Origin of the sequence: Erysipelothrix rhusiopathiae (assembly GCF_900637845.1) — a bacterium.
GTDB classification, from domain to species: Bacteria; Bacillota_I; Bacilli_A; order Erysipelotrichales; family Erysipelotrichaceae; genus Erysipelothrix; species Erysipelothrix rhusiopathiae.
Genome location: NZ_LR134439.1, coordinates 1,000,516 through 1,015,744, shown reverse-complemented (window position 1 = coordinate 1,015,744; position 15,229 = coordinate 1,000,516). Strand labels below are relative to the sequence as shown.

Here is a 15,229-nt window from a genome sequence, read left to right as displayed (position 1 = left end):
AGCGCTTACATTTGAATCATCCATACATTACTTATATGAGAGGGGTATTTAAATTGAAGAAAATAAGTAACATTTTCGTCGTGCTTCTTACACTTGTATTGGGTATTAGTCTTTACCCAAGTTCTATCTTTGCTATGAATGATCTAAATCTTAATGACCTACACTTAAAGGGAGAAGGTGCTGATATTTCCGACCATTTATCACACATCAAAGAATTTAACCAAGGTTCCCTAACCTTACGTTTCCGTTCTGAATCACTATCCAGTGATCTTACTGCACTGTTTTCAATATCAAACGCAAATTTGGAAAACAACTATTTCGCGCTTTACTATCAAAACAGTACCGGTAAGCTTGGCATTGAATTCAGAGATGAAACCGGCAAACATATTATCAATACTTCGGGCACAAGTACCCAGCTTGCCAACGCAAACTGGCACACCGTTACCGTTTTAAATCATGGAAATCGTGTTGAAATATATGCAGATGGAATCTTACTTGCATCCCAAGATAATATTGATTTCACGAAAATCCAATCTTTACCTTGGAATCGTATGAAACTGGGTGGCGTTGCACGTTTAAAAGGTGAAAACTTATGGCCTTTTAGTGGGAAAATTTCTTCCCTAAACCTAACGCATGACATCCTCGATGTCGATACCATTAAAACACTGCATAACGACACTGCTTCAACTGTTGATCCATCGACTTCAGAAGCAATTGAGCTCTATGCACCGGGACAAGATGGCAGTAAAAACTACCGCATTCCAAGTCTTCTTACAACGCAAGATGGGACCGTCTTAGCTGCGATTGATAAACGTATTACCCATCAAGCAGACTGGGGAAATATCGATATCGCAATCCGTAGAAGTCAAGACAGCGGTAAAACATGGTCTGATACCGAAGTGATTATTGATCTAAAGTCAGATCCAAATGTATCTCAGGAAAATGTAAATACGAACTATCAAAGTTCCGCATTCCTCATTGATGCGGCAATGGCACAAGATAACCGTAATGGACGTATCTATCTTTTAGTCGATATGTTCCCAGAATCACGTGGATTCTTTAGTGTCCAAAATGAAGACCAAGACTTTGGTCAACCTTATGTAACCAAAGAAGATGGTACCCATATTGTTCTGAAAGGTACTGATGGCAAAAAATATTACGCAAAAGCTGATGGAACCGTATTTGATCTAAATACTGATATCATCACGAATTACCGTGTTGTCTTAGAATCTGAGAAAGGCATGCCTTTCAATGATCTTGGTGACCTTTATGAAGGTGATACGTATGTGGGAAATATCTACCTTAAGAAAAGTCCTCTACGCATTCGTCAAACCGCTTATTTATGGTTAACCCATTCAGATGATGACGGTCAAACATGGTCATCACCCCATGATATTACACCACAAGTCAAAGCGGATTGGATGCAGTTCATTGGAACGGGTCCCGGTGTTGGGATTCAACTTAAAAATGGCGAACTTGCCTTCCCGATTTACCATACTAACCGTCATGGTGGTAATTCACAATCTACATCAATGATCAAAAGTGCCGATGGTATTACATGGCATAAAACGGAATCACTCAATGACAATCGTAACTTTAACGGTCAAGTTTTAAATTCTAAAACCTTAAATAACGGCGGTGCATTGGTAACTGAATCTCAAGTGGTCCAACTTAATAATGGAACCCTGAAACAATTTGCGCGAAATGTATCCGGAAAAGTTTTGGTAGGTACTTCTTATGATAATGGAGAAACCTGGGAGAATGATCTTGAAACACTTCCAATTACCGATGTTTACTCACAAATGTCCGCCCTACATTATAACCATGAAGGTAAAGAGTATATCTTACTTGCAAATCCAAATGGTCCTAAACGTACCAATGGGGCTGTGAAACTGCTTCAAGTTTTAGAAGGTGAACGTCTCGTACTTCTTTCTAATACGCATATGCAAAGTGGAAATTACGAGTACAATGTGGTTCAACCACTTCCTGATGGACATTTCGGCTTAATGTATGAACATAAAAAACCTGAAAACGGGGATAATATGTCGATGATGTTTAAGCGCTTCTCCTTTGAAGATTTAGGTGTCAAAGATACCTCAAGTCTAAGTCTTGATATTCAGGATACCTATCTTGAAATCAAATCGGATAAGGCTTTAATTCCTAGTTCAAACTTAACGTTAACGTATAATACAACTCAAACAACAAAACCGAAACGTGTTGATACGAACACATTACGCTTTAACTTAGCAGAACCCGTCACCATTCTCAATGGATTTACTGAAGGGTATCTTGAAACACTTGATGGAAAAGCACTCAATATTGCGAATAAACAAGGTCTTGATGAATCGCTTGAAACACTTAAAGCCCTTGATTTTGAAAACTTAGCACCAAGTGTGAAGGATGCAGCGGATCAACTGATTACCAAAGCAGAACTCTTAAGTGATAATCCCTTTACCATCGGTGATTTCATCCAACAAATTCATGCAATGATTGGTGCGATTGATCCAACTTACATTCCAAACTCAATGTTTGATGTAACGGCATCAAGTCAAGAAGATGAAAAAGGGAATACACAAGTAGAAGGTCCCATCGGTTTAGCCTTTGATGGAGACCCAAGTACCTTCTGGCACTCCAAATGGGGTGATAAGAACCCGCCATTTGATGTAACGGTTTCGTTCCATCATGACATGGTTGTGAATGCGTTGACCTATCTACCACGTCAAGACGGAACCCTTAATGGTGTCGTCACAGAATATCAAATCTTAGGTAAATTGGGCGATGCACCACTTCATGTTCTCAATGAAGGAACCCTTGATACAAACCTTACAAAGAAAATAATCACGTTTGAGGATGCTCATGTGGATACACTGATCTTTAAAGTTGTGAAAGGTCTTGAAAACTATGGAAATGCTGCGGAAATTACCCTGCATGGAAAAACGTATCGTGCACCTCTTGATTATTCAAGCTTAAATCAAGTACTTAAAACACTTGAAAACTACAACCAAAGTCTTTATACCGAAGCAAGTTTTAAACCATTACTTGAATTAAAAGAAAAAGCCTATGAGCTTCTCGATAACTCAGAAACAACACAGGAAATGATTGATGAAATGGTTATAAACCTCAATGAATTCATCAATAATCTCGAGTTAAGCAACTATACTTTAGATTCATTACGTCTGAAAATTCAAGAGGTTGAAGATTATATGAATACACTTGATTTGGCTCTCTACACACAGACAAGTGTACAGGCTGTTTATGATGCTCTTGATTCAGCGAAAGCACTGCTTCAAACGCCACGCTTCAGTTTTAGAAGTCTCTTCAAAGCTTCTACACCAAACGAAGCTCAGATTAAAGAAGCCATTGAATCCTTGGACTCAGCCGTTAGAGGTTTAAGCAAACGTGAGGTTGAAACAGAGGAACCATCAAATCCTGATGAAAACATCACACCTCCAATCGTAGATCCAAAACCGGATACGGATTCTCAAAAACCTGAAACTCCAGATAGCAATACTGAAGACAGTGCTCAAATTTCACCTACCGACAAAACCGATGTAACACTTCCTAAAACAGGACAAGCTGTTTCTGGATTTATCGGACTTGGTATGCTTGTATCCCTATGTGGTTTTGTGATTTTTAAACGAAAACAATAAAATTTTAAGATACGTTAGTAATAACGTATCTTTTTTCTAAAAAAAACTGTAGCTGCGTCCATTTAGGTTCAGCTACAGTTTTTAGTTTTTTATAAGAGTCGTTCGTATTCCGTTTTATTGGCACGGTTTACTTTACGAGGTCGACCTTTGATAGGCATTGTTTTAAGAGCATTAAGAACAAGATCCCCTTTACCATTTAGAATCTCCACAAAGGTAGAAACATCCACAATACTGATAACACCAATGTCTTCTGCATTCATGCCTTCAATGGAACATAATGCTCCAACCACATCAACAGGTCTCATTTTAGTTTTCTTACCAGCATTAATATGAATTTTGGTAATCTCTTGTTTGAAGTCATGTGCTTTATCTTTTTTGACTTTAGGTTTACGATCGCGTTTGGCTTCAAATGCATCACGACGTGCATCCACAAGACTTTGTCCTGGTTTCACAACTTTTTGAAGTTCATGATCCGTATCATTTATAATTAGATTCATAAATTTCATTTCATAGGGACTTGCGAAGGTTACTGCTTTACCGTATTTATCCACACGTGCGGTACGTCCAACACGATGCGTATAGCTTTCGGTGTTTTCAGGAACATCAAAGTTCACAACAAGTGAAACATCGTCAATATCCAATCCACGTGCCGCCACATCTGTAGCAACAAGATAACGGAAAAGACCATGTTTAAAGTCCGCTAGGACTTTTGTACGGAAACGTTGTTCCATCCCGCCATGAAGAGTATCTACCTTGCACCCTAAGTCTTCCATAAAATTGGTTACGGATTCGACCTGTTCTTTTGTATTACAGAAAATGATTGAACTATCTGGATTTTCCGTAATAAGTACGGATTCAAGTAACGCCATTTTATCGGGATAATCCACAATATAGTACCGCTCATCAATACGGTCTTCAACACGACTTTCTGTTTCAATATCAATCCATTGCGGATTTTTTATGTAAAGCGTACAGAGATCTTTAACGCGTTCTGGCATGGTCGCGGAAAAGAGCAATTTTTGGCTCTTCTTCGGAATACGGTTGATGATACTTGTAATTTGATCAATAAACCCCATATTAAACATTTCATCAGCTTCATCAATCACTAATGTTTCAATATGTGAAAGATCCACGGTTTCTCTTGCCATATGATCCAATAAGCGACCTGGCGTTGCGACAAGGATGTGTGTCATTTCTTTTAAACGCTGTGCTTGCTTCTCAAATGAACTGCGCCCAAATAACGCTTCAACCTTCAAGCGTTTAAAACGACCAAGATTAAATAAATCTTCTTGGATTTGGATGGCAAGTTCACGCGTCGGTGCTAATACTAAAACTTGAGGTTTACGTTTTTTCCATTCAACTTGATGACAAATAGGAATCCCAAATGAAGCGGTCTTTCCACTGCCTGTTTGTGATTGTACAACAATATTTTTCCCGCTTAATACTGCCGGAATTACTTCTTGTTGAACATCTGTTGGGGCTTCATAGCCCAAATACTGAATTGACTTTAGAATTGAATCATCAATTCCATAATTTTTAAATGTATGTTTCACGATATCATCTCTTTTCTATGCATGGTTATTCTAAACCGAATTCACCATACCGATTGGACATGTGTGAAAGTGCTTTTTCATTATACACTATCTCAGTACAAAGTGGTTAATGAGCAATCCAAAAACACTCACATCTTTTAGATTATGTATTTTTTATAACGATTTTGATCCGATTCACGGATTACAGCACGAAATTGTGCTCCTTTTTCCGTATAATTTAAACCAATGATTTCATAGTTGGATGCAATCGCATCTAAGATTCCAAGATCCGCAAACGGGATTTCAAAACTTACTTTCTTAAAACTTGACTCAAGTTCTACCTCAATGGCATCGACCAACCGATCAATATCTTCTATGTCGAGGGCACTGATATACATACGATTCCCAAATTCACTTTGATAGAAGACGATATCTTGATCCATCGCTTGATCCATTTTATTAAAGACTGTGATAATTTTTCGATCCAAAACATCCAAATCACGAAGCATTTTATACGTTGTATCCATTTGAATGTTTAAGTCAGGATTGGATGCATCCACGACATGAATGATAAGATCAGAATACTTAATTTCCTCAAGAGTCCCTTTAAATGCTTCTACAAGCGTATGCGGTAATTTTGATACAAATCCTACGGTATCCGTAAGAATAACATTCAGTCCATTATTAAGACGCGCCTTACGCATGGAGGGTTCTAAAGTCGCAAAGAGCATATCCTTCACAAACACATGTTTATCGTTTGCTTGAGGATCACCATTGGTTAATATTGCGTTCATTAAGGTCGATTTACCCGCATTGGTATACCCTACAAATGAAATAATTGGAAGATTTGAATTTAAGCGTTTACTGCGCGTGATTTCACGGTTTTCCTCTGATTTTGTTAAGGCATTTTGGACGTGAAGAATTTCGCGTTGAATATGACGACGGTCAAGTTCAAGTTTTTGTTCACCCGGACCACGTGTCCCAATACCACCACCGGTACGCGATAAATAGTCACTATACCCAATTAAGCGCGGTAAACGATACTTTAGTTGCGCAAGCTTTACTTGAAGTTTCCCTTCGGCCGTTGTTGCGCGCAAAGCAAAAATATCAAGGATTAAATTGGTTCGATCGACAATCTTACAGCCAATTAAGCTTTCAAGATTTCGAATCTGTGATCCACTGAGTTCATCGTTGAATACGACTGTATCCGCATCATACGTTGCCACCGCACGCATCACTTCTTCAATTTTCCCAATCCCAATATAAGTTGCACTCTCAGGACGATCTCGGTTTTGCGTAATCTGATAGACAACCGTTCCCTCAGCCGCTTCAACCAAATCGCCTAATTCAATCATGGATGATTCTAAGTCAAAATCTTTTTTTCCAAAATCCACGCCGACTAAAACGACGCGTTCTTTAATTGTTTTTGTATCTAACATGCATTTCCTCAACCTTCTCCTATCAATATAACAAGTTTTATGAAAAAGATACACACTTATCCGTGTGTATCTTTTTTGTCTATTCTGTTTTGGTATCGTTTAAGTGCGCTTTGATGATGCGTTTATAATTTATAAATGCATCCGTTAACAAAAAGTCTTCATTGCGAGGTTTGGGATTATCAATGACTAATTCATACGTAATTTTTCCCGGTTTTCCACTTAATACATAAATGCGATCTGAAAGTAAAATCGCTTCATCGATGTCATGTGTTATAAAGAATGTGGATAGATTTAATTGACTCATAATATCCAAATACCATGTTTGCATTTGATGTTTGGTAATTGTATCCAATGCACTAAACGGTTCATCCAACAAGGCAACATCATCTGAGAATAGAAATGTTCTTAGAAAAGCGACACGTTGACGCATTCCACCCGATAATTGGGCAGGATACAGATTTTGTGTTCCCTCTAAACCAAAGGTCGCGAAATACTTTAAGGCCGCTTCACGACTCTCTACTTTGCTCTTACCTTGAATTCGTAACGGCAACGCTGCATTATCAATGACCGTCTTATAAGGCAACAATAAATCTTTCTGAAGCATATACGAAACATGACCCGTCGTCCCTGTAATATCCTGTTTATGTAAAGATACGGAACCTTTATCAGGGTGAAGTAGTCCTGCAATCACATTAAATAACGTCGTCTTACCAACACCACTTTCACCCAAGATGCATACAACTTCCCCTTGATTTAAGGTCACCGAAACATCGTCTAAAACGTGCTTAGATCCATAAGCCATTGAAACGTGTTCGAGCACTAAAACGGGATTAGTTGAGATAGTCATTGGTAAATCCTACATTCTCAGCAATGGGCATCTCAATTAATTGATTATCATAAAGCCATGCATAGAAGCGATTCCAACGCGCACCATCAAAGGTACCCCACTTCGTGACTTCAGCTTTATATTCTTTCGCAAGAAAATGTTGGCTTGCTTTAATTAAATCAAGATCAAGTTCTGGTACATGCTTTACAAGAATCTCCGCTGCTTCATCGGGATTTTCAATCGCAAACTCATATCCTTCTTCTAAGGCTTTTAAAACTTTCTTCGCTTCTTCCCCATTTTCTTCCAAATAACCATTATTCGCAATCAAAACGGGACTGTAGAAATCCAGTTCTTGACCATAATCCGCAAAGTTTAGAAAATGTGTATCCAAACCGGCTTGTTGGATAGCCATGCCATCCCATGCTTTAAAAATCCAGACTGCATCAATGTCTGTTTGAAGTGCTGATACCACATCCGTAACTGTATTAGGTATCATCTTAATATCATCATAATTTCCACCATCATCCGTTACAATTTTACGAATAATCGCTTGTTCAATCGGTGAATCCCATGTTGCATAAGTATGTCCAGCCATCTTACGGGGTGCATCAATTCCTTTTTCTTTTAATGAAACAATACCTGAGGTATTGTGTTGAATTAAGGCCGCTACCGCAGTGATTGGTAGTGGGTGTTCACTTGCTAGTGCCGGTGCCATGGTATCTTGGAAACTAATCCCAAATTCTGCACCACCTGCACCAATTAACGATGTCGTGGATCCTTCAGGCGGTTGCACAATCTCCACTTCAAGACCTTGTGCTTTAAAGAATCCCTTTTCTTGGGCTACATAAATCCCGGTATGATTCGTATTGGGAGTCCAATCCAAAACGATACGTACAGGCTTGTTTGACTTTGCCCCACATCCCGTTAAAAGCAAACCCAAAACCATCATCCCCATTAATTTCTTTTTCATGAATTATCTGCTCCATCTCTTTGTAAGGTTTCCGCATCAAGCCATGGTTGAGTCCGTTTTTGTAACCACGAAACAAACCCCATTAATACCAAGCTTAAGAAAGATATAAAGAAAATTACGGCAAACATCTTATCAAACGAATACGATTTACGTACACGCGTCATATAAACACCCAATCCACTATAACCACCCAACCATTCCGCTACTACAGCACCGATTAAAGAATACGATACTGAAATTTTTAAACCGGAAAAAAAGTAAGGTAAAGCATGTGGAAATTTTATATGACGAAACGTTTGAAAAGTATTTGCACCCATTGATTTCATTAAATTTAAAGCGTCCTTATCACAGGACTGAAATCCATTCATACATCCCATCGTAATGGGAAAAAACGACGTTAAGATGATTAACGTAATTTTTGGAAGTAATCCATAACCCATCCAAAGCACCAAAAGGGGCGCTAATGCAACAGTAGGAATAGTCTGTGTCAAGATAATAAGTGGGTAAAACATTTTATGAAACCATGAAACATGATCCATAACCACCGCAAATATAAATCCTAACAAAACCCCAAATGTTAATCCTAAAAAGGCTTCTAAGAGCGTTGTTCTCGCATGATACATAAGTAAACTAAAATCATTATTAAATGCTTTAACGACATCACTGGGAGCGGGCAGCATAAACCGCGGAATCACTCCAAGTGATGAAAGACCTTGCCATAATACCAACAATCCAAGAATTGCGGATACTGACAACAATCTATTTTTGATGTTTTGTGATTTTTTCATCAATGGTGAGAATGTGTGCTGTAGGCGCATAGGCAATCTTTACATATGCCGATACTTTATCAGCACCTGCCTTAACAGCAATGAGTTGACAGTTCTTAACAATTTCCATCAATTCATCATAATCCCCTTCTATAGATGTTTCAAAGGGTCCAACTACATAGTTTAGACCTGTTTGCGCGATATACTCAATCACCTCATCCACGATACGAATTGTTTCTTCATTCGAAGTTGTATTCGGTAAAATTTGAATTGCTACACTTGCGTTCATATGAACCTCCTTATAATATAAAAAACCTCTTCTCGTACGAAAAGAGGTATACACGTTTACTCAAAAAAAGTATGCGATTAATACATCCCTCCGCCAGTATTAGCTGGATCAGGTACAAAGCTTAAAGCTTAGAGTTTAAAACGTAACCGTTTATTCTCAGCCCGAAATACGAGCACCCCTTGTACGAATTCAATTTTCTTAGTCTCCATCAGAAACTAACTTCATTATACTAAACCCCCATTAATATGCAATCGAAAGACAAAAAAAAATATAACCTGGCACTGGTTATATTTTCACAAGCAATTACGATCATGTATAAAGCACTCAGATGTGGTTTGCATCACGAGCAAGAAACAGTAACACTGGAGATATGAATGCAAGAACGCTTGTTAACCCGAATAACAGCGAATCATAGGGTGTTAATGTTATCGCTTTATAAACATTGTTGTAATATAAGAAAGCAGTAAACACATTTAACACAGCATTAAGATAGAGCAATCTCTCGTCGCGTACTTCATGCTTTAAATTAAATATTTGTGTTATCGCAAAGATTAGAATCACCAAGAATGTTACAGTACCCGTTACAGTTAAAAGTAAATCCGGATGAATCACAGTTCGTGTAAGAACAACGAGCGTAAATGCAATAAACACAGCATAATAGTTTTTCATAAAATCCCCCTAACCATATGCATGTTTAGCTCTCTACACAAATTATACACAAATTACACAAATATAGCAAGCGCTTACATTAAAGACGGGTCAAAGGCCAATATTAAAAGACCGCCAAACTTGTTGACAGTCTTTATGCGTTCCATATTATTGGGCTTCACACTTAAAATTATTCGCTTGTAATTCATTCAATACTTTCTCTATAGATGCACCATCTTGATACGGTGACATCAGTAACATGGCATCACGATCTAGTTTCCCATCACTTAATACCATATTGGTGTAACCATAGTTATCTGCAAAATGTGCAACATCATTACCACGTATACGATCAAAACTATAAATAAACATCAAACTCCCTTTTGAGTAAGCATGCTTATCAAAGTAATCGACCGCATTTACATTATTTTGTGTATCCGCTGCATAACATGCATACTCTAGTTTGAAATTCGTATAAGTATCGGGATGTTTCGCATAATCTGCTTTAATTTTATTGAACGCAAGATTTTGTAACTCCTTGTATTCCTTAATATCATCTATACTTGCATAAACATCACTTAGGCCTTCCACTTTAACAGTTGTCTGTTCTTCAGAAATTTTAACTTTATGTTGGTTCATGGCTGCCATCGCTTCTTTATTAAAGGTCGCCTTGACAGTTATTTCCTCACCATTCACAAGATTTTTATCTTTTGAGAATGATAAGGTTGTTCCTTCCACAATTGTTTGAAGATATGACTCATCCACATCCAAATACATATCATAGGTAACCGTACCACTTCCATCCATCCCTTCAAAATTAAATGAGAATTGTTCAAAGAGATTAAACTGTTCGGAATCATAGAGATCCTTAACTACGATTTCTTTTTCTAAATTTTCAAGACGGTATTTATGTGTTTTTAAGAGTTTATCTGTAGACTCAGATTTCTCAGCAATCAGTTTAATACGATTACCATTTTCGAGACCTTCTTGTGGACTCAAGCTATACGTTAAGCTTTCATAGATTTCTTTTTGTTCAGGATTTTTAATTGCGTCTAGGTCCACTTCTAATGTAGCCGTTCCTTTTGTATCGACCCCTTCAAAGTCAACCTGTACATATTTAAACGCATCCAAGGCTTGTCCACTAAACTTTAGTTTCCATACCGTAAAGACACCACCACACACTACAATTAAAACAAACAAGGCAATCAATGCATTGCGTTTGTTCTTCGATTTCTTGTGTTTAGACTTACTATGCTTATCAGAACGTTTTGGTTTTGACTTTTTAACGACGGTTTCTTCTACAGATTTTGGTGATTCTGCTACGACATAAACCTTTTCGATCACAGCTTCAGGTTTAGACTCAATCTCATCGAGAATGTCATCAAGATCTTCTTCCTTGTTTTCCAAGTCATCAAGTTCTTGTTCTGTTTCTTCCAAGTCCTCTAATCGTTTTGCTTCCGCATCATCTTGCGCATCGACTTCATCAAGAATGTCGTCCAATTCATCTTTTTCTTCCATTTCTATGCCTCCTACTCTTGTACTTTCACAAGAACTAATTCATCTTGTTTAACTAATACCACAACAAACGCAATTACCGTTAACAAGCAAACTACGGCTGTGATTTTTCCTAAGACTAATGAAAACATAAGTTTTAAAACTAAATTTAATGAATTTGCACTCATTATGACAAAAATACCCATCAGTGCATTCATCAATCCAAGTCCACTCGTCCATAAGACGAGTTTACGACTTAAATAATATTTCGCATGTGCATTTTCACTCCGTTCAATCATACGAATCACCAACATTGATACAAAGAGCAAAATACTCAATATAATCCAAAGCAGTGGTGTTCCTTGATCAAACATACTAACTAATTTCTCAAAACTGCGATTGCTCATCATCACAACACCCAAACTCGCTACAGACAAGCCTGTAAGCAATGTCGCAAAGAATTGCGTACTAAAGCCAACAGTTGGCGCTTCCACCGGTTCGATTGGTTCTTCAGAGATTGGTGCATTATCGGATTCGAGTATTTCGGGTTGCTCTTCATACACCTCTGCATAATGTGTTGCGACGGATGCAACAACTTTCGCATATTTTTGGGCAGACACCTTCGGCTTGATGTCACGTCGTAAACAATCCAATGCTTCATCCAAAGATTCCACATGTTCTAATTTTAAACGTTCTAATTGTTTTGAACTAAGCATGATAGGTTACCTCTCGTTCCATCACAATACGCGTATTTTGTTTATGAGCATGAATCAGTCCCAAAACAAGACCGAGCACCGCAATTACACCCCATGCAATAATACGATAAACCGATTGTGTCGGTTCAACGATTTCAATAAGATTCGTAAGCTTTGTGATTTTATTTATATTCACTAAGGTTAAGAAAAAAAATACGGTCCCAATCAAGCTATACAAGCGATTAACTTCACCACGTTTTTCTTTAAACGCAATCATGTCCCAAATCATCAATAAACCTACACAAATTGAGACAACCATCAGAATCGAAACCATCACCTTAGTCTTGATCACATTCCCCGCAAACCGTTCAACATGTGTCATGGCATTAAAAATATTTCCAAAAGTCATTTGCGTTAAGACCAGTAAAATAACAGCTCCTACTAAAAGGATTACTGGGCCCCATTTATAAATTATATTTCCTAGATTTCCATTTGTTTTAAGTCGATATTCTTCAATCAAATTTCGCATACAATACCTCCTTGTCGCTCTCTACACCTCTATCTTAGCACAAAGCACTTAAAGCCTATATTCATGTCTTCTGTTTTCATGGATAATTCATAAGAAAAAGGTGCATTTGGAGTGCACCTTTAAATGTGTTCGTGTCGATTTGAGAAATATTGAATTAAGTATACCATCGCAACCACAATACCGGCTGCCCCAATCCCCACTAAGAACCATCGATAGGATTCAACGCTGGGCTCTTTCAATGCGAAATAAAGTAATAAGATACCCAAGACACCATACAAGCCACTATTGAGAAGTATGTTTGATGACGAGACCGTTTTATGTTTCACCTGCGCCAAAGAAACAGGATGACATTTTTTTAGAAAATCAAAACGATAACGAAGTTCCGCAACAACACCAAATCCCCCTGCCAATAACAGACTCAAACCAGTTGAAACGTTAAAACTGATCAGAAAGATTCCCAGCATAATTGCAATCACAATACGATTACGGTAAAAAACAAGCTGTTTTTCTTGGCCTTGATTCACTTTATATACTTTGCGTGTTAGAAAATCAGTAAATGTATTTTTTGGGTTTCCGCTCATAATTGACTCCTTTTCTTTATTGTACTGTATAACATTTCTATTTCACTTGTCTTTTTTAACGAGGTTTTTGTATCTTTAACCAATTTGGTTGAGGTCGTATCAATGCTTACCTATAATGACAGTGAACAATGAAAGATAGGAGACATATACACTATGTTTAACAACAATGAACAAACTTGGAAAGATCTCAAAGCGTTTGATACCGCAAATGAAATCCACCAACAACCGCAAACATGGGATAAAACATACCATATTGTTTTAGAACGCCGTCAAGAAATCCAAAACTTTATTAATCAAGTGATTAATGAAAGTGAATACGATGTAATCTTTACCGGAGCGGGTACCAGTGAATTTGTAGGAAATGCACTTGCACCTGTACTTGTAAAGGAATTCAATTCAAATTTTAAATCAATTGCTACTACAGATATTGTGGCTACACCTGCTTTATTTATCGACCCTGTAAAACCTACATTACTTGTATCCTTTGGTCGTTCAGGTAACTCACCTGAATCCATTGCAGCTGTAGATGTTGTGAATGAAATCAATAAAAATGCGAAACACTTAGTGATTACATGTAATCACGAAGGAAAACTTGCACTTCGTGATGATGAAAACATCTACTCAATCAAACTACCTAAAGAAACAAATGACCTCTCATTTGCAATGACAAGTAGTTTCTCAAACATGTTCCTTGCTGCATTCTTGGCTTTCAATACGGAAAACCTTGAAGCACTTTACCCTTCAATTAAAGACATTATCCGTGTGGGTTATGCATTTAATGAAGAAGGCTATAAAGTTGCGATGGACCTTGTAGAAAACTTTAAATTTGATCGTATTGTTTACCTTGGTGATGCAGATCAAAACGGATTCGCTCAAGAATCTGCATTAAAAATGCTTGAACTGACTGCAGGTGAAGTTGTGACAATGCATAACTCACCACTCGGCTTCCGTCATGGTCCTAAATCAATTGTAAATGGTACAACACTGACAGTTGTCTATATGAAAGAAGATCCTTATACACGTCAATATCAAGTTGATATTATTAAGGAAATGAGTCCTCAACGTAATGGAAACCAAATCATGGTTGTGGATACTATGAATGATGATGTGATTCGTGAACTCGTTGATGTTTATGTTTCAATTAACTATAATGAAGATACAAACAAAGATTTAGTGGGACTTAATATGGTTATGTATGCACAAGTATTATCCCTTTACAAATCTCTTGATTTAGATAAGTCACCGGATAATCCATGGCCATCAGGACTTGTAAACCGTGTCGTACAAGGTGTTATTATTTATCCATATTCCTACGAGGAGGAAAAATAGATGATTGGTATTGTCGTAACAGGACACGGACGTTTTGCGGAAGGCTTAACGTCTGCTGTAGAATTAATCGCTGGGAAACAACCCTCATATGAATCCGTTCTCTTTTTAGAGGAAAAAGGACCTGAGGCGTTGTCTGAAGACTTAAAAGTTGCAATCAACAACGTTAACACTGGAGATGGTGTTCTTGTCTTTACAGACTTAAAAGGTGGAACACCGTTTAAAGAAGCAGTCATGATTGCGACACAACAAGAAAACGTGGAAGTTCTCACAGGAACCAATTTATCCATGTTACTTGAAGCCAGTCTTATGAGACTTGGTGAACCATTACTCCACGATTTTGCTTTATCACTAAGCGAAACAGGAGCATCGCAAGTTGATCTCTTCGACATCGCAGACTTACAACGCGATGATGAGATTGAAGATGGCGATGGCATCTAACAATTAAATCGAATTTGGTAATCTATCAAAGCTTATCAAATC

At 37.7% G+C, this 15,229-nt stretch carries 14 protein-coding genes and 1 riboswitch; of the genes, 3 read left to right on the top strand and 11 right to left on the bottom strand.

Annotated features, from left to right (window positions below; all coding sequences use genetic code 11):
- Positions 1 to 53: 53 nt before the first annotated feature.
- Positions 54 to 3,650 (top strand): exo-alpha-sialidase, encoded by a 3,597-nt coding sequence (locus EL194_RS04930; RefSeq protein ID WP_126345119.1) that lies wholly within the window; start codon positions 54 to 56, stop codon positions 3,648 to 3,650.
- Positions 3,651 to 3,739: 89 nt separating this feature from the next.
- On the opposite strand, the gene EL194_RS04925 is transcribed toward EL194_RS04930, so the two are convergent.
- The 11 genes from EL194_RS04925 to EL194_RS04875 form a co-directional block, all read right to left on the bottom strand.
- The gene (locus EL194_RS04925) at positions 3,740 to 5,203 is read right to left on the bottom strand and encodes a DEAD/DEAH box helicase (RefSeq protein WP_003775629.1); all 1,464 of its coding nucleotides are present in this window, start codon (positions 5,201 to 5,203) and stop codon (positions 3,740 to 3,742) included.
- 137 nt (positions 5,204 to 5,340) lie between these two features.
- Positions 5,341 to 6,621, bottom strand: coding sequence for a GTPase HflX (gene hflX / locus EL194_RS04920; protein WP_003775630.1), 1,281 nt, complete (start codon positions 6,619 to 6,621; stop codon positions 5,341 to 5,343).
- A 79-nt stretch (positions 6,622 to 6,700) separates the two neighbouring features.
- Positions 6,701 to 7,468: an ABC transporter ATP-binding protein gene (locus EL194_RS04915; protein ID WP_003775631.1), complete on the bottom strand. Its 768-nt coding sequence runs from the start codon at positions 7,466 to 7,468 to the stop codon at positions 6,701 to 6,703.
- Complete coding sequence (locus tag EL194_RS04910; protein ID WP_003775632.1) at positions 7,452 to 8,417, bottom strand: ABC transporter substrate-binding protein; 966 nt, start codon at positions 8,415 to 8,417, stop codon at positions 7,452 to 7,454. Before EL194_RS04910 ends, EL194_RS04915 begins: the two co-directional genes overlap by 17 nt.
- Positions 8,414 to 9,205 (bottom strand): ABC transporter permease, encoded by a 792-nt coding sequence (locus tag EL194_RS04905; RefSeq protein WP_003775633.1) that lies wholly within the window; start codon positions 9,203 to 9,205, stop codon positions 8,414 to 8,416. The genes EL194_RS04910 and EL194_RS04905 overlap by 4 nt, the downstream gene beginning before the upstream one ends.
- Entirely contained in the window at positions 9,177 to 9,473 is a 297-nt protein-coding gene (locus EL194_RS04900) for a thiamine-binding protein (RefSeq protein WP_003775635.1), read from the bottom strand. The genes EL194_RS04905 and EL194_RS04900 overlap by 29 nt, the downstream gene beginning before the upstream one ends.
- 68 nt (positions 9,474 to 9,541) lie before the next feature.
- A riboswitch (TPP riboswitch) is annotated at positions 9,542 to 9,663 on the bottom strand.
- A 134-nt stretch (positions 9,664 to 9,797) separates the two neighbouring features.
- Positions 9,798 to 10,142, bottom strand: coding sequence for a hypothetical protein (locus EL194_RS04895; protein WP_003775637.1), 345 nt, complete (start codon positions 10,140 to 10,142; stop codon positions 9,798 to 9,800).
- 147 nt (positions 10,143 to 10,289) lie between these two features.
- Positions 10,290 to 11,639, bottom strand: a complete 1,350-nt coding sequence (locus EL194_RS04890) for a hypothetical protein (protein ID WP_003775639.1) — start codon at positions 11,637 to 11,639, stop codon at positions 10,290 to 10,292.
- 11 nt (positions 11,640 to 11,650) lie between these two features.
- Positions 11,651 to 12,331, bottom strand: a complete 681-nt coding sequence (locus tag EL194_RS04885; protein WP_003775640.1) for a hypothetical protein — start codon at positions 12,329 to 12,331, stop codon at positions 11,651 to 11,653.
- A complete protein-coding gene (locus tag EL194_RS04880; protein WP_003775642.1) occupies positions 12,324 to 12,839 on the bottom strand; it encodes a hypothetical protein in 516 nt (171 codons plus the stop codon). Before EL194_RS04880 ends, EL194_RS04885 begins: the two co-directional genes overlap by 8 nt.
- A 119-nt stretch (positions 12,840 to 12,958) precedes the next feature.
- A complete protein-coding gene (locus EL194_RS04875; RefSeq protein WP_003775644.1) occupies positions 12,959 to 13,420 on the bottom strand; it encodes a hypothetical protein in 462 nt (153 codons plus the stop codon).
- Positions 13,421 to 13,573: 153 nt separating this feature from the next.
- Between EL194_RS04875 and EL194_RS04870 the strand changes: the two genes are divergently transcribed.
- Together EL194_RS04870 and agaF are read left to right on the top strand one after the other, a co-directional pair.
- Positions 13,574 to 14,749, top strand: a complete 1,176-nt coding sequence (locus tag EL194_RS04870; protein WP_003775646.1) for an SIS domain-containing protein — start codon at positions 13,574 to 13,576, stop codon at positions 14,747 to 14,749.
- The gene (agaF, locus tag EL194_RS04865) at positions 14,750 to 15,187 is read left to right on the top strand and encodes a PTS galactosamine/N-acetylgalactosamine transporter subunit IIA (protein WP_003775648.1); all 438 of its coding nucleotides are present in this window, start codon (positions 14,750 to 14,752) and stop codon (positions 15,185 to 15,187) included. It abuts the gene before it with no gap.
- Positions 15,188 to 15,229 lie beyond the last annotated feature (42 nt).

What these genes read in the sequence shown, in the direction of transcription:
- EL194_RS04900 (WP_003775635.1), bottom strand. Translation starts at nt 9,473, where the DNA reads ATGAACGCAAGTGTAGCAATTCAAATTTTACCGAATACAACTTCGAAT.
- EL194_RS04895 (WP_003775637.1), bottom strand. Translation starts at nt 10,142, where the DNA reads ATGAAAAACTATTATGCTGTGTTTATTGCATTTACGCTCGTTGTTCTT.
- EL194_RS04910 (WP_003775632.1), bottom strand. Translation starts at nt 8,417, where the DNA reads ATGAAAAAGAAATTAATGGGGATGATGGTTTTGGGTTTGCTTTTAACG.
- EL194_RS04905 (WP_003775633.1), bottom strand. Translation starts at nt 9,205, where the DNA reads ATGAAAAAATCACAAAACATCAAAAATAGATTGTTGTCAGTATCCGCA.
- agaF (WP_003775648.1), top strand. Translation starts at nt 14,750, where the DNA reads ATGATTGGTATTGTCGTAACAGGACACGGACGTTTTGCGGAAGGCTTA.
- EL194_RS04880 (WP_003775642.1), bottom strand. Translation starts at nt 12,839, where the DNA reads ATGCGAAATTTGATTGAAGAATATCGACTTAAAACAAATGGAAATCTA.
- EL194_RS04915 (WP_003775631.1), bottom strand. Translation starts at nt 7,468, where the DNA reads ATGACTATCTCAACTAATCCCGTTTTAGTGCTCGAACACGTTTCAATG.
- EL194_RS04870 (WP_003775646.1), top strand. Translation starts at nt 13,574, where the DNA reads ATGTTTAACAACAATGAACAAACTTGGAAAGATCTCAAAGCGTTTGAT.
- EL194_RS04885 (WP_003775640.1), bottom strand. Translation starts at nt 12,331, where the DNA reads ATGCTTAGTTCAAAACAATTAGAACGTTTAAAATTAGAACATGTGGAA.
- EL194_RS04890 (WP_003775639.1), bottom strand. Translation starts at nt 11,639, where the DNA reads ATGGAAGAAAAAGATGAATTGGACGACATTCTTGATGAAGTCGATGCG.
- hflX (WP_003775630.1), bottom strand. Translation starts at nt 6,621, where the DNA reads ATGTTAGATACAAAAACAATTAAAGAACGCGTCGTTTTAGTCGGCGTG.
- EL194_RS04875 (WP_003775644.1), bottom strand. Translation starts at nt 13,420, where the DNA reads ATGAGCGGAAACCCAAAAAATACATTTACTGATTTTCTAACACGCAAA.